19 protein-coding genes are annotated in these 20,891 nt (G+C 26.5%); 6 read left to right on the forward strand and 13 right to left on the reverse strand.

The features are described 5' to 3' along the window. The first annotated feature begins 306 nt into the window (after nt 1–306). A complete protein-coding gene (locus tag CRIB_RS12835; RefSeq protein WP_180703683.1) occupies nt 307–576 on the forward strand; it encodes an IS630 transposase-related protein in 270 nt (89 codons plus the stop codon). Nucleotides 577–683: 107 nt separating this feature from the next. On the opposite strand, the gene CRIB_RS06650 is transcribed toward CRIB_RS12835, so the two are convergent. From CRIB_RS06650 to CRIB_RS06695, 10 genes are all read right to left on the reverse strand, one after another. Continuing rightward, a complete protein-coding gene (locus CRIB_RS06650) occupies nt 684–1,655 on the reverse strand; it encodes a carbohydrate kinase family protein (protein WP_180701616.1) in 972 nt (323 codons plus the stop codon). Nucleotides 1,656–1,700: 45 nt separating this feature from the next. After that, nucleotides 1,701–2,096, reverse strand: a complete 396-nt coding sequence (locus CRIB_RS06655; protein WP_180701617.1) for an RDD family protein — start codon at nt 2,094–2,096, stop codon at nt 1,701–1,703. Next, nucleotides 2,086–3,534, reverse strand: coding sequence for a glycoside hydrolase family 32 protein (locus CRIB_RS06660; RefSeq protein ID WP_180701618.1), 1,449 nt, complete (start codon nt 3,532–3,534; stop codon nt 2,086–2,088). The genes CRIB_RS06655 and CRIB_RS06660 overlap by 11 nt, the downstream gene beginning before the upstream one ends. Nucleotides 3,535–3,612: 78 nt before the next feature. Continuing rightward, complete coding sequence (locus CRIB_RS06665) at nt 3,613–5,022, reverse strand: PTS transporter subunit EIIC (protein WP_180701619.1); 1,410 nt, start codon at nt 5,020–5,022, stop codon at nt 3,613–3,615. Between the two features lie 132 nt (nt 5,023–5,154). Beyond that, the gene (locus CRIB_RS06670) at nt 5,155–6,138 is read right to left on the reverse strand and encodes a LacI family DNA-binding transcriptional regulator (protein WP_180701620.1); all 984 of its coding nucleotides are present in this window, start codon (nt 6,136–6,138) and stop codon (nt 5,155–5,157) included. A gap of 67 nt (nt 6,139–6,205) precedes the next feature. Beyond that, on the reverse strand, nt 6,206–6,763 hold the full coding sequence (locus CRIB_RS06675) for an NUDIX hydrolase (RefSeq protein ID WP_180701621.1): 558 nt from the start codon (nt 6,761–6,763) through the stop codon (nt 6,206–6,208). A gap of 285 nt (nt 6,764–7,048) precedes the next feature. Then, complete coding sequence (locus CRIB_RS06680; RefSeq protein WP_180701622.1) at nt 7,049–8,326, reverse strand: methionine gamma-lyase family protein; 1,278 nt, start codon at nt 8,324–8,326, stop codon at nt 7,049–7,051. Nucleotides 8,327–8,415: 89 nt separating this feature from the next. Beyond that, nucleotides 8,416–9,081, reverse strand: a complete 666-nt coding sequence (locus tag CRIB_RS06685; protein WP_180701623.1) for a B3/B4 domain-containing protein — start codon at nt 9,079–9,081, stop codon at nt 8,416–8,418. Nucleotides 9,082–9,325: 244 nt separating this feature from the next. Continuing rightward, nucleotides 9,326–11,104, reverse strand: coding sequence for an ABC transporter ATP-binding protein (locus CRIB_RS06690; protein ID WP_330404818.1), 1,779 nt, complete (start codon nt 11,102–11,104; stop codon nt 9,326–9,328). After that, nucleotides 11,097–12,866, reverse strand: coding sequence for an ABC transporter ATP-binding protein (locus CRIB_RS06695; protein ID WP_180701624.1), 1,770 nt, complete (start codon nt 12,864–12,866; stop codon nt 11,097–11,099). Before CRIB_RS06695 ends, CRIB_RS06690 begins: the two co-directional genes overlap by 8 nt. A 171-nt stretch (nt 12,867–13,037) precedes the next feature. Here CRIB_RS06695 and CRIB_RS06700 point away from each other — a divergent pair, with 171 nt between their 5' ends. After that, a complete protein-coding gene (locus CRIB_RS06700) occupies nt 13,038–13,715 on the forward strand; it encodes a response regulator transcription factor (RefSeq protein ID WP_180701625.1) in 678 nt (225 codons plus the stop codon). Next, the gene (locus CRIB_RS06705) at nt 13,705–14,772 is read left to right on the forward strand and encodes a HAMP domain-containing sensor histidine kinase (RefSeq protein ID WP_243633479.1); all 1,068 of its coding nucleotides are present in this window, start codon (nt 13,705–13,707) and stop codon (nt 14,770–14,772) included. Before CRIB_RS06700 ends, CRIB_RS06705 begins: the two co-directional genes overlap by 11 nt. 28 nt (nt 14,773–14,800) lie before the next feature. Here the strand turns inward: CRIB_RS06705 and CRIB_RS06710 are convergent, their stop codons facing one another. From CRIB_RS06710 to CRIB_RS06720, 3 genes are all read right to left on the reverse strand, one after another. Further along, a complete protein-coding gene (locus CRIB_RS06710; protein ID WP_180701626.1) occupies nt 14,801–14,983 on the reverse strand; it encodes a hypothetical protein in 183 nt (60 codons plus the stop codon). Between the two features lie 562 nt (nt 14,984–15,545). Continuing rightward, on the reverse strand, nt 15,546–15,908 hold the full coding sequence (locus CRIB_RS06715; RefSeq protein WP_180701627.1) for a C-GCAxxG-C-C family (seleno)protein: 363 nt from the start codon (nt 15,906–15,908) through the stop codon (nt 15,546–15,548). 161 nt (nt 15,909–16,069) lie between these two features. Then, nucleotides 16,070–17,971 carry an endonuclease MutS2 gene (locus CRIB_RS06720; RefSeq protein ID WP_180701628.1) on the reverse strand — a complete coding sequence of 634 codons (1,902 nt, stop codon included), beginning with the start codon at nt 17,969–17,971 and terminating at the stop codon, nt 16,070–16,072. A gap of 409 nt (nt 17,972–18,380) precedes the next feature. On the opposite strand from CRIB_RS06720, the gene CRIB_RS06725 reads away from it, so the two are divergent. The 3 genes from CRIB_RS06725 to CRIB_RS06735 all read left to right on the forward strand — a co-directional run bounded on the left by CRIB_RS06725 (nt 18,381) and on the right by CRIB_RS06735 (nt 20,886). After that, the gene (locus CRIB_RS06725) at nt 18,381–19,133 is read left to right on the forward strand and encodes a polyphosphate polymerase domain-containing protein (protein ID WP_180701629.1); all 753 of its coding nucleotides are present in this window, start codon (nt 18,381–18,383) and stop codon (nt 19,131–19,133) included. After that, nucleotides 19,127–19,816, forward strand: coding sequence for a DUF4956 domain-containing protein (locus CRIB_RS06730; protein WP_180701630.1), 690 nt, complete (start codon nt 19,127–19,129; stop codon nt 19,814–19,816). Before CRIB_RS06725 ends, CRIB_RS06730 begins: the two co-directional genes overlap by 7 nt. A gap of 401 nt (nt 19,817–20,217) precedes the next feature. Continuing rightward, nucleotides 20,218–20,886 (forward strand): response regulator transcription factor, encoded by a 669-nt coding sequence (locus CRIB_RS06735; protein WP_180701631.1) that lies wholly within the window; start codon nt 20,218–20,220, stop codon nt 20,884–20,886. Nucleotides 20,887–20,891: the final 5 nt, after the last annotated feature.

The following is a 20,891-nucleotide window of genomic DNA, read 5'->3' on the forward strand; positions in this document are numbered from 1 at the left end:
ATTCCCCCTCACTAATATATATTGTTAAAAATTCACTTGAAAATTATTTTAACAAGTTTTCCTTCAATTGTCAAATAATATATTCATTTGTCATTTTTTGTTAAAATTTATTTCACTTAAGAGACTACTAAGAACTTATTTAATAAATTTTCCTTTTATCTATTATAGTAAATGAACTTAATAATAAAGGTATAAAAACTATTGAATAAGTTAGCTAATATAATATGAGTTATGATATAAAGTTTAAACAAAGAGCAGTAGAATATCAAAGAGAAGGCCATACTTACAAAGAAACTTGTAAATTAAATATCTAAAACAACACTAACTAGATGGATAAATAAAGAAAATGAAAGTAAATTAGGAGAAATAGAAATACATGTTAGAAAATCAAAAAAGATTTATCCAGAAAAGTCAATTAAATATATAGAAGAACATCCAGATGCATACTTAGTTGAGATTGCAGATAAGTTTAATTGTAGTGAGTGTGCAATAAGAAAATCATTAAAGAAATTAAATGAAATGTTTCTTCGGCACGTCGCTCGCTCGAAGCGAATTTTTACTATATTAACAACGTAAAAAACTACTCATAATTGAGTAGTTTTTTTCATTTACTTATATATGTTTTAATCATTTTTATTTACAAAAAGAAATGAAGTTTTATTTTATTCATTTTTATAATAATACTACCTATTTTTAATGTATTCTTGAATTTCTTCTAAGTTTGCATATGAGGCTATAGCACCTTTTTTAGTTGTACTATATGCAGCATAATGATTAGCAAATAATAAATAATCTCTTATAGTATCACAACTTAACTTATCTATACATTCAAGATCAACTTCATTTTCTAATAACTTAAATAAAAATGCTCCAATAAATGAGTCTCCTGCGCCTGTTGTATCAATAACTTCAACTATATTACCATCTATTCTAACTACTTTATCTTTTGTATGTATTTCTGCTCCATCTTTGCCTTTTGTAAAAATAACCATTTTTACACTTCCATTAAATAGTACTTCTTTAGCATCTTCAATATTATTAAATCCTGTTATAAAATCTAATTCTTCATCTGATATTTTAACTATATGTGCAAAAGGTAAAAATTCAAGTATCGCTTTTCTACATTCATCTTCACTATTCCATAATGGTAATCTTACATTTGGGTCAAAACTTATAATGCTATTATTATCTATAGCACAATTTATTGCTTTTTTATGCGCTTGTTTCATCGGACAATCTATTAAATCTACAGAACAAAAATGTAAGCTATGACAATCATTAAACCACTCTTTATTTATTTCACTTTCATTTAACAACATATCCGCACTTGGATTTCTATAAAATGAAAAATCTCTATTTCCATCTTCTTTTAAAGAAACAAATGCAAGTCCAGTATTTGCTTTATTTGTCCTTAATACATAACTTGTATCAACATTAACTTTATTAAGTTCATCTATAATATAATCTCCAAATGCATCTTCACCTAGTTGTGAAATAAAATTAGATTTCCCTCCTAATTTACTAACTACTGCAGCCACATTAGCAGGTGCACCTCCTGCTACTCTTTCAAATCCAACTACTTCTTTTAAACTACAGCCCTTTTTATTGGGTATAAAGTCAATTAATGCTTCTCCTATAGTTATTATTTTTTTCATAATTCCCTCCGTTAATATCCCTATATTACAATATTTATTTCATTATTATACATTTATTACTTTTGTTCTTGCAATTATATCATGTAAGGCCTTACCATCTTCTCTCTTGCTCATAATATAATTTGAAACTAATACTAAAATAATACCGATAAAAGGTATAGTATAAATTACTTTACATAATTCTCTTACAATAATATGTACTAAACTTGGATTGTTGTAGTTATCTGTAACTATTTTCATTCCCATCATATATTTACCAAAATGATATCCTTTAAATATAACTGGTACTAGTATTAAATATATTGTAAATATTAAACTCCCAATCCTTAAGGCAAATGTCGAGTCTTTTCCTATATTTATAAAAATCCCTACTATCAATGCATAAATACCGACATTATCTATTAATAATGCCAATATTCTTGATGATATTTTAGTTTTCAATTTTATAGGCCTCCATTTCATAAATACAAATGCTACCTTTTAAATTTTCTCCACTAAGCTTTATTCCTACATTATCTTTAGTTGGATAGAATCTAGTAGTAAATACTTCTTCTCCATTATTAATAAATATTTCAAGAGATGATGTATCACACAGTACTCTAAAGTTGTTTAATTTATCTAAGCTAACACTTCTGTTAGTTCTTCCATAACCTCCCTGTGTAAAAGATAATGTAAATAATTGCTGTTCTCTATCATAACTTAAATTTACACAATTTTTTATAGTACTTTCAAGTTTATCACATTTTTCTAAATTAACAATCATATCAAATGTATCGTATGCATCTTCATTTATATTTGAATTTATTTCAATATATTTTTTATCTTTTCTCAGCATATTAATTTCCTCTACTGGATTTTGTATTAACTTATTATTTTTAATTTTTAGTTCTCTTGGTATAGTTAATGCATGCTGCCAACCATAATCTGTAGTTGGATTAGAATATAAATCCTCTATATCTGGAAGTCCCATCCATCCTATTAATATTCTTCTTCCTTTTGAATCTTCAAATGTTTGAGGGGCATAAAAGTCAAATCCTCTATCTAATTCTTCAAAATCCCTTAATTTATAATTATTAGTTTTATAATCTCCATCTACTATGTAGTATCCACTTTGATAAATATTATTATATTTTATACCTTCAGCATCTATTCCTTGTGGAGATATTAATAATATATTTTTTCCATCTACATTAAATAGATCTGGACATTCCCACATATAACCAAACTTACTTTCACTTTTTATAATATTTATTATATTCCAGTTTATCATATCATCGCTTTCAAATAATAATACTTGACCTATATCATCTTTGTCTCTAGCGCCTTGTACCATATAGAATTTATTATTTTCCATCCAAACTTTTGGATCTCTAACATGACAAGTCATATTTTTCGGGTAATCATCATTAGTCATTATTAATTTCTTATTTGTAAAAGTTTTTCCATCTTCACTTACTAAAAGCACTGTATTATGTCCTCTTCCAGATGAAATATAATCATGCTTTCCTAAATGTTTTACATTCCCAGTATAAAATATATTCATTTTTCCATTATGTACTATAGTTGAACCTGAATATGCTCCATGACAATCAAAAGGCTGGTCTGCAAATACTTCTGCGCCATTATTTTTATAGTTAATAAAATCTTTGCTAGTATAATGCCCCCAAAACTTTATTCCTCCATTAGCATCAAATGGAGAGTATTGATAAAAGATATGATATTCACCATTAAATTCACAAAGTCCATTTGGATCATTTAACCATCCAACTGGTGGCATTAAGTGAAACTTTAATCTCCAATAGTCTTTATTAACTCTTTCTTTTTCATTTTTTTCTATACAGTTTACTAATTTTTTTATATCTCTATTTAAAGCGTTCATTATTTCCTCCAATCATTATCTATAGCAATATTTTATATATAATAAGGTGACAATATAATTTGCCACCTTATTGTAAAATTATTTAGATTCATCCCATCCCAATAATAATGTTGTAAAGAATGCAACCCCTAACGCTATTGCAAACATTATTAGATAATTAATAGGTGAATGTAAATGTAATAGTATTCCAAATATTCCTGTAACTCCTGTTCCTGTAGCTCCAAGTCCAACTATTGATGCATATAATCCTCCTGCTGCTCCACCTAAAGCTGCCCCTATAAAAGGTTTTATATATCTTAAATTTATTCCAAATATTGCTGGCTCTGTTATACCCAACATTGCACTTAGTGCTGCTGGGAATGCTAATGATTTTATTTTCTTATTTTTAGTTTTTACACCTACTGCAAGTGTTGCACCACCTTGTGCTATATTTGCAGCTGATGCTATTGGCAACCAATATGTATATCCATAATTGGCGATTTGTCCCATATCTATTATCGAATACATATGATGAATACCTGTAACAACTGTAGTTGCATATATTCCACCAATTACAAACCCACCTATCCCAAATGGTAATTGAACTATTTGTTGAACTCCAGTCAATAAAGAATTTTCTAAGAAAACAAATACTGGTCCAACTAATGTAAGAGTTAAATATCCAGTTATAAATATTGTAACTAATGGTGTTACAAATAAATCAATCATTTCTGGAACTATCTTATGAAGTTTATTTTCTATAAAGCTCATTATATAAACTGCTATTACTATTGGTATTACATGACCTTGATAAGCTACCATAGGAATCTCGTATAGTCCAAACCATACTGATTGATTTCTAAGCACACCTTCACTAGCTACAGTCCATGCATTTTGTAAATCTGGATGTAACATAATCATAGCTATAACTGCACCTAAGAATTGATTTCCACCAAATACCTTTGCACTACTAAATCCAATAAGTATCGGTAAGAATATGTATGCTGCATTACTAAACATAGCTAAAAATACATACCATGATGCACTTGTATCTATTGCTAAATAACCATTATTTACACAGAAATTTATAGATTCCGTAAGTCCCATCATAAGACCTCCAGCTACTATTGCTGGTATGATAGGAACAAATACATCACCTAAAGTCTTTATTATCTTTTTAAACTTATTATCATTTGCACTAGCTACTTGTTTCAATTCTTCTTTTGATACTTCACCTTGACCAGTAAGTTGTGTAAATTCTTCATATACTTTATTTACTACCCCTGTACCAAATATTACTTGAAGCTGTCCAGATGCAAAGAAAACTCCCTTTACACCATCAATATTTTCTATAGCTTCTTTATTTACTTTTTCATTAGATTTAATTACTAATCTAAGTCTTGTTGCACAATGAGCTGCTGATATTAAGTTTTCACTTGTACCAATTTCATTTATTATTTGTTGTGCTATTTCTTTATAATTTGTTTTTTCTACTTTATTATTACCCACGTATATTCCCCCTTCCTAAACTATGTAATCGATTACATATATGTTAATTTAAGTATATATTATTTTCCCGTTATAAGCAATCATTTTCCTGGTTTAAATTTACAATTCAGGATATAAAAAAAGAAAATATACTTATCGTATACTTTCTCTTTTTATATATTTATATCCTAATTTTATTTTATCTACATCTTTATTTTTATATTTTATTTTGTTTATAAGAATTTTAGCAGCTTCTATACCACTTGTCTTATAATAATAATGTACAGTACTCAATTTAGGTGTTACAACTTTAGATACTTTTGAATCTCCTATAGAAACTATGCAAATCTCCTCTGGTATTTTTATTCCTTGTGACTTTAGATATTCCATTGCTCCTATAGCTATATTATCTGTTACACAAAAGATTCCATCAATATTTTTATTTTTGGAGATTAAATCCTTACAACTTTCATATCCTGACTCTGAAGAAAAATCTCCAATTCTTATATATTCATTATTAAGGTTAATTTTATTATTTTTTAATGCATCAATATATCCTTGTTTTCTTTCTTTACCAACAGCTATATCTTCTTCTCCTACACCTATAAATCCTATTTGACTACACTTACTTTTGATTAATTCATCTACAACAAAATAAGCTGCATCATAATCATCATGATATACACAAGAATAGTTTTCTATATTTTGTCCAACAATAACTATTGGAATTTTTAAATTTTCAATTATTTCTAAATGTCTATTACTAATTGTCTTAGCTAAAAATATTATTCCATCTACTTCATTATTTTTAAATATATTTAAATAATCTATTTCTTTTTCTATATCTAAATCTGTATTTCCTAAAAGTACATTATATCCATCTTTTTTTAATTCTGTACTAATACCATCTACAATTCTACTAATTGTAGATGAACTTATTTTAGGTAATATAACGCCTATTAAATTTGTTTTTTTTGTTCTTAATGTCTGTGCAAAAGATGATGGTACATAACCAGTTTCATCAATTATCTTCTGTATTTTTTTTCTATTTTTTTCGCTAACATATCCATTATTTAAATATCTAGATATTGTTGTTCTAGATACACCTGCTAACTCTGCTATTTTATTTATATTCATATATATTTATCATCCTAATATTAATTTATATATATTGATTCATATTATCTAACTACTGAGAACTTATTTAATACATTTTACTTTTATCTATTAATTTTTTATAAACAGTTTTCATATGCTCTTCACTAGTTAAGTCTAATACCTTATCAATATCAACCCACTTAACACCACTATTTTCATCTTCTTTAACAACTAACTTTTCCTTTTCATCTGCTTCTAAAATATATGCTACTGATAAATGAAGATGACTTGCTACATATTTTCCTTTTTTTATATGTGCATTTACTGGTAATATATCAATTGAGCATATATCATTTGTTATGGCTCTAGCTTCTTTTATACCTGTTTCTTCTTTAGCTTCCTTTATAGACACTTTGATTAAATCACTATCTCCATCAGCATGTCCACCAGTCCATCCCCATGAGTTATATATATTATGATGTATCATTAAAACCTTAGTTCTTGATTTATTTACTATGAATCCAGAACTTGTTATATGCGCGATTTCATTATCTCTAACTAAAACATCTTCATTTTTATTTATAAAATCTAATATAATTTCTTTATCTTTTTTCTCTTGTTCATCAACAGGATTATATTTTTCTATTTGTTTTATCCATTCCATGTTTTATCCCCCTATGTATTAAGGGACTATAACCTTATAAATGTTAAGTCATAATCCCTAGCTTATCTAAATTTAAATATTAAAGTTTTATATTTTAGTATATATAATTTTATTATTTAATCTGTTGTATCATTTAATATATTGCATATATTCAAAACACTATATATAGTTTTTTAGCCATGAAAATACTCTATCATAAAGTCTAGTATTTTCAATAACTAAGATTAACTAGCACCAAGCGTTATTTAATATGATTATATTAAAACTTGTACAATATTATTCTATTTATTTTAATTTATTCATATACTCTATAGCCTTTAATGTACCCATCTTAGAGTGATCAAAAGTAAGTCCACCTTGGAAGTATACATTGTATGGTGGCTTTATAGGAGCATCTGCACTAAGTTCTATAGAAGAACCTTGAACAAAAGCACCTGCAGCCATTATAACTTCACTGTCATATCCAGGCATTGCCCAAGGAACTGGCTTAACGTATGAATCAACAGGAGCTGCAGCTTGAGCACCTTGACAGAATGCTATAACTTCTTCAGCATTTTTAAGTCTTACTATTTGTATTATATCACTTCTTACATCATCGTATTTTGGAAGTACTTCATATCCCATTTTTTCAAACATTCTAGCACAGTATATTGCACCCATTAAAGCTTGAGAAACTACATATGGAGCCATAAAGAATCCTTGTAATACATTTCTAGTTGTACCAAATGTTAAACCACATTCTTTACCTATACCTGGAGTTGTAAGTCTGTAAGATATAAGCTCTACTAAGTCAGCTCTACCAGCTACATATCCTCCAGTTAAAGCAAGTCCACCACCTGGATTTTTGATAAGTGATCCAGCCATTATATCAACACCAACTTCTGTTGGTTCTTTAGTTTCTATAAATTCTCCATAACAGTTATCAACCATAACTATAACATCTTCTTTAACAGATTTTGCTACATCTACTATCTCTTTTATATCAGCTATTGTAAGAGATTTTCTCCAAGAATAACCCTTAGACCTTTGTATAAATACCATTTTAGTTTTATCATTTATCTTACGCTTGATTCCTTCTAAATCAACATCTCCATTTTCTAAAAAATCAACTTGATTATATGTAACACCAAATTCTTTTAAAGATCCTTTTTCTTCTCTTATTCCTATAACACCTTCTAATGTATCATATGGTTTACCTGTAACTGATAATATTTCATCACCTGGTCTTAATATCCCTTGTAAGCAAAGTGTAAGTGCATGAGTTCCATTAACTATTATAGGTCTAACTAATGCATCTTCAGCTCCAAATACATTTGCATATATTTCTTCTACTTTTTCACGACCTAAATCATTATAACCATATCCTGTTGTCCAGTTAAAATGGTTATCACTTAAATTAGCTTCTTGCATAGCTTTTAATACTTTATATTGATTATATTCTCTTATTTCTTTTATTTCATCAAATTTGTGTTTTATATCATTCATTACTTCTTCAGATAATTTAAATGTTTCGTCATCTAAACCGTAAAATCCTTTTAATAATTCTTTAGTTTCTTGTAACATAATATCCACCTGTCTTTTTAATTTTATCCTTAAAATTCTATCATAGTATGTATTTATAGTCAATTTCTAGAGAATTAACTATAATTTACTTATTTACATTTTGTTATTTTAGTATCTATAATGGTTGCATCTGCAAATCTTTCTAATAATTTTTTTGAATATTCTATGTATCTTTCTAGATTTTCATCTTCTTCAAAAGCTATTATATTCATTAATATATGAGTTGTATCATTTGTTATCATCGCTTTTATAGAATCTGATGTAGTGCTACCAAATTTACCATCTTCATCTTCAAATACAGGTAAGTTTTCTAAGTTTATACTACCTCTTCCTATTCCATCATACCTTTCATTTTCTTCACCTACTGTAAAAGTTATACTTCCTTTTACTTTATCTAAGTCGTAAGTCCCTACTGAATAACAAGTATGTAGTGATATTAGATTATTTATATCTACTATATTATTAACTATATATAAGTCATTTCCTTTAACTACTCTTTTGACTAATGATTCTGATGATAATCTATATCTACTTGGATCTTTACCTAATTTTTTATAAGCATTTCTTGATGATAATATATTCTTTAATTTTATTACTTCATCAAATTTTATATTTTCTTTTATTTCTTCACATTTTTTATTTATTAATTCTAATAGCTCTTTATCTGATTCTTTTGTTTTTACTTTAGCTTCTATTGATGCTATATGTACATTTACTTTTTCACTTAATTTTTTATCTATGTTTATATTTATCATTTGAATTCTCCTTATACACTATTTCCCCAACTTAAATATTGTATCATAAGTATATTTTTATACAAAATTTAGATATTTCTATTAAGCATAAATTGAAATAATACTTTAGATTTTTTAATCAACTATTCAAAAGTAGTTTGTATAATTCCTAATCTATCTAAAATACTACGTCTGTTACTAAAAAATACTCCTACCCTTGTTTTAAGAGTAGGAGTATTTTTTAGTATAAATTAAATATTTATTTTTAACTAGCTTTTTCAAATTGGCTATTATATAGTTCTGCGTAGAATCCATTTAATTTTAATAATTCATTATGATTTCCACTTTCAATTATATCTCCATCTTTCATAACTAATATAACATCCGCATTTTTTATAGTTGATAATCTATGAGCTATAACAAATGAAGTTTTTCCAGCTGATAATTTATCCATAGCTTCTTGAATTAATATTTCAGTACGAGTATCTACTGAACTTGTTGCTTCATCTAATATTAATAATGGCGCATCTTTTACCATTGCTCTAGCTATAGTTATTAATTGTTTTTGACCTGCTGATAAATTAGTATTATCATCAAGTACTGTATCATATCCATGAGGAAGTGTTCTTATAAAGTGATCTATTCCTACTGCTTTACAAGCTGATACTATAACAGATTCTGAAACATCCTCTTTATTATAAGTTATATTATCTCTAATAGTACCTTCAAATAACCATGTGTCTTGAAGTACCATACAGAATAAATCATGAACTTTTTCTCTACTTAAATCTTGTATAGCAACATCGTCTATTTTAATTTTACCGCTATTTACATCATAGAACTTCATAAGTAGATTTACTAAAGTAGTTTTACCAGCGCCAGTAGGACCTACTATTGCTACCTTTTGACCTGCTTTAATATCAACTGAGAAGTCTTTTATTATTAATTTATCTTCATTGTATCCAAACTTAACATTTTCAAAAGATACATTTCCTTTTACATTATCTATAGAAACTGTGTTGTTGCTTTCATCAACCATTTCTTCTTCTTCTAAGAATTCAAATACACGTTTAGATGCTGCTGAAGTAGATTGTAAACTTGTAGCTGCTTGTGCAAGTTGACCTAATGGTTGTGTGAAGAATCTAATATACATCATAAATGCTACTATTACACCAAAGCTTATTTTATTATTAAATGCTAACATAGCACCTACTACACAAACTGCAACATATCCAAAGTTTCCTACAAATGTCATTAAAGGCATCATAAGACCTGATATAAATTGTGCTTTCCATCCAGTATCACGAAGTTTATTATTTAGTTCTTTAAAATCTTTATTAGTTTTTTCTTGAGCATTATATGCTTTTATTACACTATGCCCTGTATATACTTCTTCTATATGACCATTTATTTCACCTAAAAGACGTTGTTGTCTTTCAAAATAACGTTGTGATTTTGATACTATTATTGTCATAAATCCAAAACCAATTAAAGTTGCTACTATTGCTGTAATTGTTAATGTTACATTTGTTTTAAGCATCATAAATAAAGAACCAATTAGTAAAGATATTCCACTAACTAAATTTCCCATACTCTGGTTTAATGTTTGACCTATTGTATCAACATCATTAGTAACACGACTTAATACATCACCAACAGTATTTTTATCATAATATTTTAACGGTAATCTATTTATCTTATTTGATATATCACTTCTTAATTTATTAGTTGTTTTTTGTGTTATTGTAGCCATTATAAAACTTTGTGAATAAGATAATATAATACTAATTAAATATAATCCAACTAATAATATACCTATTTCTTTTATTCTATCTATGTCAATCCCTGTCATTATGCCCTGAGTAATTAAGTCTGTTATCTCACTTAATCTATCTGGACTGTAAACTGTAATTGCAGAACCTCCTATGGCAAATAATAATGCCATAATTAAAAATACATTGTATCTTTTAAGGTATTCCATAAGGTTTACAAGTCCATCTTTAGAAAACTTTTTATCTTCTTTATTAAAACCTTGTTTACGCACTTGCTAACTCCTCCTTTGAAAGTTGAGATAATGCTATTTCTTGATACACTTTACAATTTTCTAAAAGCTCTTTATGTGTTCCCATTCCAACTATTTGACCTTCCTCTAAAACTATTATTTTATCTGCATCAATTATAGTACCTATACGTTGAGCTACTATTAAGTTTGTAGCATCTGTAGTTTCTTTCTTTAATACTGAACGAAGTTTTCTATCTGTTTTATAATCAAGAGCTGAGAAAGAATCATCAAATATATAAATTTGTGGTTTTCTACATATTGCTCTTGCTATAGATAATCTTTGTTTTTGTCCACCTGATACATTTTTACCACCTTGAGAAATTGCTGATTTATAAGTATCAGGCATTTTTTCAACAAACTCTGATCCTTGAGCTATTTCTACTGCACTTATAACATCTTCTTCAGAATAATTGCCTTTACCGTTATCACCAAATGCAACATTTGATAATATATTTCCTGTAAATAGCGCTGCCTTTTGTTGAACATATCCTAAAATATTATTAAGTTCTTTTTGTTTATATTCTTTTACATTAACTCCATTTACTAATACTTCACCTTCTGTAACATCATAAAATCTTGGTATTAAGTTTATTAATGAAGTTTTACCACTACCTGTTGATCCAATTATAGCAACTGTTTCACCTTTTTTAGCTGTAAAGCTTATATCTTGAAGTATATATTCTGAATCCTCAGAGTCAGGATATTTAAAGCTAACATTTCTAAATTCTATTTCCCCAGTTTGTGAAGTTTCTTTAATATTACCTTTACCATCTACTATACTTTCTTTTGTTTCTAATACTTCTAATATACGTTTAGCTGAAACTGATGCTCTTGGTAACATTATAAATATCATAGTTAACATTACAAATGACATTATTACTTGCATTGCATAAGATGAAAATACTATCATGTTACTAAATAAATCCATTTTATCCATCATATCCGCATTATTTATTAATACAGCACCTATCCAGTAAATAGCTAATGTTAATCCACTCATTATAAACATCATACCTGGTTGCATTATTCCCATAACTCTGTTTATAACTAAATTATTTTTTGTTAATTCATTGTTTACTTCTTCAAATTTATTACTTTGGTATTTTTCTGCATTGTATGCACGAACTACACGAATACCAGTTAAGTTTTCTCTAGTCACTAAGTTTACTCTATCTGTTAATTTTTGTATCTTTTTAAATCTAGGCATAGCAAATATCATTACTATTGATATAAGTATTAACAATCCGACTATAGCTCCACCTGTAGCTACTGTCCATTCTATTCCTTTACCTAAAATTTTACTTATAGCCCATACTGCTGTAATAGGGGCCTTTATCATTAATTGTAGACCCATAGCTACGATATTTTGAACTTGAGTTATATCATTAGTTGAACGAGTTATTAAACTTGCTGTAGAAAATTTATTTATTTCTGCTAATGAAAAACTCTCGATTTTATCATATACACTTGAACGAAGTTTCCAAGATAAGTTTGAAGCAATTCTTGCTGCAAAATATCCTACTATAAATGCTAGTGATAAACTTCCAAGTGCACAAAGTAGCATATTTCCTCCAGCACTTAATATATCTCTCATTTGACTATCTGGAGTTTGAACTAATCTTGTTATTTCCGACATATAATCTGGAAGTTTTAAATCAAGATAAACTTGACCTATTACAAAGACAAAACTAAGTAGTACAAGCATCCAGTCTTTTTTTGTTAAATATTTTAACATCTTTAACATTTCATATCTCCCTTTCTTTGCTTATTAAATTTTATACATGTATTTTATAAAATAAAGATTAACTAAACATTAATTAAAGATGAACTCAAGATGAACTTTTTTTACAAAAAATTATAATTATTGACTGATTATCATAATCTAATATAATTAAAATTAAAAAGGAGGATTATAATGATTAATATATTATTAGTTGAAGATGACCAAAAATTAAATAAATTATTTTATACTGTATTATCTAAGCAAGGATTTAATGTTCATATTGCAAATAATGGTATTGAAGCATTTAATATTTTAGAAAACAATCACATTGATTTAATAATTTCTGATATAATGATGCCTAAAATGGATGGATATGAATTTACAGAAAATGTTAGAAAAATAAATGAAGATATACCTATTTTAATGATTACTGCAAAGGATGACTTTAATTCAAAGCAAAAGAGCTTCTTAATTGGTATAGATGATTATATGGTAAAACCTATTGATGTTAATGAAATGATACTAAGGGTACATGCACTTCTTAGAAGAAGTAAGATTGTACATGATAAAAAACAAGTTGTTGGAAGTACAGTTTTAGAATATGATTCTTTAACTATAACTAGAAATGATGAATCCATAGTTTTAGCTCAAAAAGAATTTTATCTACTATATAAATTATTATCTTATCCAAACAAAGTATTTACACGAAATCAATTAATGGATGAAATATGGGGATTAGATAGCCCATCTGATTTACAAACTATAGATGTTCATATAAATAGACTAAGAAGAAGATTTGAAAATAACCCCGATTTTAAAATTGTTACTGTAAGAGGACTTGGGTATAAGGTGGTTAAAAATGAAAAATAAAAAAATATATCATTTTTGGATTCCTTTTATAATAAATATTTTTGTAACTTCATCAATTACAATGTTTATTATAAGTATAGGTTTTATTATTAGCTCTAGACTAAATATATTTAATAATGAATTTATAAATAGTTTTTATGGTATTATGATACTTTTATTAGTTAATATCACAATAGCTATCATTTTTACACTTATTATAATAACTTTAGCTAATAATGCTTGGAAGCCTATAAAAAATCTTATTAAAGCTATTAATAAGGTATCAAAAGGTGATTTTTCAGTTAAATTAGATGAAAACTTACATCCACCATTAATAAAAGAACTAAATAAGTCTTTTAATAAAATGGTTAATGAATTAAATAGTATAGAAACATTAAGAAATGATTTTGTAGTAAATGTTTCTCATGAATTTAAAACACCAATTGCAGCTATTGAAGGATATACAACCCTATTACAAGATAATACTTTAACAGAAGAAGAGAGAATGGAATATACAAAAATTATTTTAGATAGTTCTAGACAACTATCTTCTCTTTCTGGAAATATTCTCAAATTATCTAAGTTAGAAACTCAAGAAATTATACCTGATAAAAAATATTTTTCCTTAGATGAACAACTTAGACAAGCTTTATTAATGCTTGAAAATCAATGGTCTACAAAAAATATAGACATAGATATGAATCTTAAAAGTATTAATTACTACGGTAGTGAAGATCTATTGATGCAAGTTTGGTTAAATATATTTAGTAATGCTATCAAATTTACACCTGAAAATGGTTTAATTGTAACTATACTAAAAAATACAGATAAGGGGGTATGTGTTTCTATTAGCGACAATGGTATTGGTATGAGCGAAGAAGTTAAAGGAAAGATTTTTGATAAATTTTATCAAGGAGATAATTCCCGTAATTTTGAAGGTAATGGCCTTGGATTAACCTTAGTTAAGCGCATAGTTGATTTATGTGGCTGTAGTATAAAGGTTGAAAGTAAACTTAATAAAGGTTCTACTTTTACAATATTTCTTCCTATTAACAATAAAAGTGTAGATAATTTATAGATTATCTACACTTTTAATTTAAGATATTTTAAAATGCACCCTTAACTTTTTGCGTTCTTTTTCTCTTTACCATATCATCATCTATATTTAAATTTTCATTATTTTCGTCTTTCTTTCTTTTCTTCTTTAAATATTCTATAGCCTCAGCCAATAATGCAAAATTCCCTCCAGTTGAAATAACCTCATTTATATTGTCAGTTGTTTCATCCATACTAATATACCTCTCTTATTTGATATTTACTAACTTTATTTATAAAATACTAAATATAATATTTTATAATAATATTATATCTTAATAAGATTAACTCAATGTGAATTTCAAATGAATTTATTGTATTTTTTTATATTAGACTTTGTTTTAGTACAATGTTAACTTTATAAACTATTTTAAGAATAAAAATAATACATATACTTTTAAACCTTCTATTTTAAAGTTCGTAATATATTATTAAAAATATTATTTCTTTATTTAAATTCTTGTTAAAATATTTTTCTATACATATCTACTAGTATTTTCTTTTTATTTTTGTTTTTATTTTTCCACATACCCATCCTAAAATTTATTTACTATTTTAGTATAAGTATAGATACTCTATCCATAGGGTATTTATTTTTTTACAATAAATATTAAATAATTTATCTATAATTAATTTAAGAATCTTGCCAATGAAAATAGCTTTCTTAAAAATTATTAATACCCAAAATACCCCGTCGTATTTCATGACGGGGTGTAATAGCTTTATAGTGCACATCATAATTTTACTATAATTTATTTAATTATCTAATATATCCTTTAAAGCTTCATATGAGAAATCAATTATTTCTGCACAACTTACTTTATTTCTTTTAAGATCTACACATATTTCAGAGTTAAATTTTTCTCTTACTCTACTCATTAATTCTCTAGCGTAGCTTCTAGCTTCGTTTGCTTGACCATTACTTTCTCTTCCTTTTATATATCCTACTATCATAGCTGCTGCGTTTACAGCACCACATAAACTTCCTACTGCCATTCCAGTCCCCATTGCACTTCCTAGTGATACTGGTATATCTGTGTTATGTTCTTCGTTATATGATTTTATTAATGCTTCTGCACAATTATATCCTTGGCTATGATAAACTGATGGTTTTGTCATTTTAATCCCCTCTCTTAATATATATTTTTCTATTATTTATAATATATTGTTTATACAATTTCTCCTATAACTATATCACATAAACTTATAATAAAGTTATATTATGTATACATTTTTTGTAAGAAGTAAAGGATATGACATTTAATGCCATATCCTTATATCTATCTGTTATTTTTAATTTCTTTTTGAATCTTCCTTAAAGCTTTCTTAGATCCTCTAGCTATATCTTTTTCTAGTTTTCGTTTATTATAGCTTGTAAACAATGTATTAAAATCATACCCTATAGGATATAAATCTTTAGCTTTTAAACTAAGTTCTATTCTTTTAATATTTACATTTATAAATTCTTCTTTATAAAGTACTTCTACATTATTGTATTTATCAATAGTTTTATAAACTATTCCATAGTCGTCATAGTCTAATAATTTAACCTTATCTCCTATTTCTAAATTAGGTAAATCTTTTAAAGCTTCTTCATCTTCTATTAATTTTATAGGTATTTTAGAATCACTTATTAGATCAAAATTATAATTTTTCTCACTCATATAATTTCTAGCTTTCTTTAAAACTTTATCCTTAATCCCCATCTTTTTAGAAATAAATAATGCATTACTATCTTCAGATTTACCTATAGTAAGCTTATACATCGGCTCTAAAGTATCTTTATCAAACATCATACCTGCATTTTCAAAATGAGGATGATTAGTTGCAAACTTCTTTATTTCTCCATAGTGAGTAGATGCTACTATTATACATCCCATTTTATAAAACTCTTCTAATATTGCTATTGCTAAGCTTGCACCTTCATTAGGTTCTGTTCCTGAGCCTATTTCATCAAATAATACCAATGTTTTATTATTAGATCTACTCATTATATCTGCAATATTTTTTATATGAGATGAAAAAGTACTTAAGGCATTTTCTATACTTTGATTATCACCTATATCGACAAATACTTTTTCAAATACACTAATTTCTGTATCTTCACTTGCACATATATCAAAACCACATTGAGTCATAAGTGTTAATAACCCTACTGTTTTTAATGTTACAGTTTTTCCACCAGCATTAGGACCTGTGATTATTAAACTTCTATATTCTTTTCCTACTTCAAAATTAAGCGGTACTACATTTTTTGTAAGTAGTGGATGTTTTCCATTTACTATTTTTATATATCCATTGTTATTTAACTTTGGCGTTACTGCTTTATTTGCTTGACTATATTTAGCTTTTGCAAATACCATATCGTATTCTGATATTATTTCCATATTTAACTTTATATTTTGTATCTTTTCATATATAAGCTCTGTTAAATATGAAAGTATCTTATACTCTTGTATTGATTCTTCTGATTTTAAAGTAATAAGTTCTAAGCTATACTTTGATATACTACTTGGTTCTATAAATACAGTAGTTCCTTTTGATGAAGTATCTAATACTACTCCGTCTACTTCATTTTTATAAGAAGCTTTTATTGGTATTACATATCTATCATCTCTTTTACTAATGATAAATTCTTGAATATACTTTTTGTTAACACTAGATGTTATGAATTTATTTAATCTCTCTTTAATTCTTCCTTCTGTTATTTCTATACTTCTTCTGATTTTTTTTAATTCTTTACTAGCTTCCGAATCTACTTTATTATTTTTTATACAATATTTTATTTCTTCTTCTATACTTACACACTCACAAATATTTAATGCATATAAACTAAGTTTAGGTGAATAAAACTCTTTATCTATCATAAAGGATTTTATTTTTCTACAACCTCTTAAAAAATCTTCTACAGAAATAAGTTCATTTGGCTCTAGTATCATTCCTTTTTCCACTTTTTCTATAATAGGATTTATATTAAATAACCCTTCTAGTGGTATATGGTTGCTATTTTCTAATATCTTTCTTGCCTCTTTATTTTCATTTAATCTTCTTTTTACTATATTAAAATTACCACTTGGATTAGTTTTTTCTATCAGTTCTTTTCCTAGTGAACTTACACAATAATTCTTTATTAATTCTTTTACTTCATTTAATTGTAATTTTTCAAATGTATTTGTATTCATATTTTTCTCCTTCATTTATCAGTCTATTGTTGATATTAAAGACTTCTTGATAAATAAGGATTACTAACTTTAGCGACTCCTTATTTATTAAGAAGTCCTACTACGGTCTCACTATATTTAAATTTTTTCAAAAAATTCTCTCCTTCCAATTAAATATATTTCTATTTCATTATCCCATATAAATTTATTATTTTCAAATATTTATTATTTTTGAGCAACGGATGTAGCCGTAACGACAGTAAGAATATATCGTTGGCGACATGAAATGTTTCGCCGTCATGTCGCTCAAGCAAATCAAATTTTTTACTATAATTCACATTAATTACATATACATTTAAGTTTTGTTTAAGATTATTTTTTTATAATGACATCATAAAGATAATTATTAAACCGATAGGAGGAAGTATAAATGGCTATAAAAGCATTTAAACGTTTTGAAAAAAAATTTATTATATCAAAAGAGCAATATGATAGATTAATCCCTCTACTTTCAGATTATATGAACTTAGATAAGTACTGTAAACTAGGTGAAAACTACAATATTTATAATATATATTACGATACACTTAATAATGATGTAATTAGACACTCTATTTCTAAACCTTACTATAAAGAAAAGCTTAGACTTCGAAGTTACAATATTCCAACTAGCTTAAATGATAAAGTATTTTTAGAGCTAAAAAAGAAAATAAATGGAATAGTTAATAAAAGAAGAGTTGTAATGACTTTAGGCGAGGTTTATGAATTTTTAGAAAATGGTAAAAAACCATTCTTTGATGATTACGAAAATAAGCAAGTTATAAAAGAGATAGAATATTACTTAAGTAAAAATAAAGTATATCCAAATGTATACATAGGATATTCTCGTAAAGCATTCTTTGGAAAAGAAGATACAGAGTTTAGAATAACTTTTGATTCTCATATAACTGCAAGACGTGATGATTTGTATTTAAGTTCTGGTTTTTGGGGTCATGATATTTTAGGAGAAAACAAATATTTAATGGAAGTTAAATTTTTAGGTGCTATTCCTGTATGGTTTACTAAAATTCTTTCTGATTTAGAAATATACAATACTCATTATTCAAAATATGGTAATGAATATATGATGTATTGTTTAGAAAATAAAAATAACAATATAAAAAGGAGTTCAAAGGTATGTTAGAAACAATAATTTCATCAACAACAGGAGAATCATTTACTCTTGTAAATGCATTAATAGTAATTTTTGCATCAATATTATTGGGGCTAGTAATTAGCGGTGTTTATATTAAAACCAATTCAAAACAAGGATATAATTCAGGATTTTCACTTACATTAATTATGTTACCTGTAATAATATCAATTATCATACTTTTAGTAGGTAACAATGTTGCTAGAGCATTTAGTTTAGCTGGTGCATTTTCTATAATTCGTTTTAGAAGTGCACCTGGAGATCCAAAAGATATCGCTTATGTATTTTTCACTTTGGCAGTTGGATTAACTTGCGGTATGGGATACATTGGTTATGCAGTTATATTTACAGTTATTTTATCTGCTTTAATGTTTATACTAGACATAATTAATTTTGGTTCACCTAAAGGTAAATCTATGCAACTTAAGATAACAGTTCCAGAAGATTTAAACTATGAAGGTGTATTTGAAGAAGTTTTAAGTGAGTTCGCTACTTCTTATACTATTGAAAGAGTAAGAACTAGAGATTTTGGTGCATTGTTTGAATTATATTATAGAGTTCAATTAAAACCTGATGCTAATCAAAAGAAATTCTTAGATAAACTAAGATGTAGAAATGGAAATTTAAATATAAATCTTACTATGGCTGGATTTGAAGATAAAGCTTACAATTAAATTTTTTAAAGTTTTTCCCTTATTTATAAAATCTCTTAAATTTAAGGGATTTTTTACGTACAAAAAATTATATTAACTTAACAAGTTTTATTAAGTACGTTAGACTTAGTTATATAAATATATTTATTGTAAATAAAAAATTAGCTACGCTTGAGCGACGTGTCGGCGAAACACTTTAAGCCACGTGTGGGCGCTAATTTTTATGTCGCCAACGATATATCCTTGCTTTAGCCACTGCGTGGGCGAAGCATTTCAAAATGTTTTTGTATAACGGACGATGTTATTTACAACATAAGCAAAGTTAACTTTTTATTATTTACTTAATTTTAATTTAATGTTTCTATATTAATATTTAATTAGTAGTACATAATAAGATAAGTCATTTAAAAAGGAGATTAATTATGAAACTATTATTAGTAGAAGATGAAAAACAACTTTCTGAAGCTTTACAACAAATACTTATAAGAAACAAATACTCTGTAGACGCAGTATATAACGGTGATGAAGGTCTTGACTATTCCTTAACAGGTGTATATGATGTAATAATTTTAGATATAATGCTACCTAAGCTAAATGGTCTTGAAATACTAAAAATGATAAGAAGAAGAAAGATATCCACTCCAGTTATATTACTTACTGCTAAAGATAGTGTTGAAGATAAGATTTTAGGATTAGATTCTGGTGCAGATGATTATTTACCAAAACCATTCTCTCCAGATGAGCTATTAGCTAGATTAAGAGCCTTAACTAGAAGAAATGGAGATTTTATAAATGAAAATATATTAGAATTTTCTGATATAAAATTAAATTTATCTACTTATGATATGGAGGTTAATGATAATTCTATAACTCTTACACAAAAAGAGTTTGAAATATTAAAATATTTTATGCAAAGACCCAAATTAGTTGTTAGTAAAGATGATTTAATAACTAAGCTTTGGGGATTTGATTCTGATGTGGAGCATAATAATATTGAAGTTTATATTTCATTTTTAAGAAAGAAACTAGCTTATGTTGAATCAGATGTAAAAATAACTACTATACGACGAGTTGGCTATAGATTGGAGTAATATTT

Source organism: Romboutsia ilealis, assembly GCF_900015215.1.
Lineage (GTDB): Bacteria > Bacillota > Clostridia > Peptostreptococcales > Peptostreptococcaceae > Romboutsia > Romboutsia ilealis.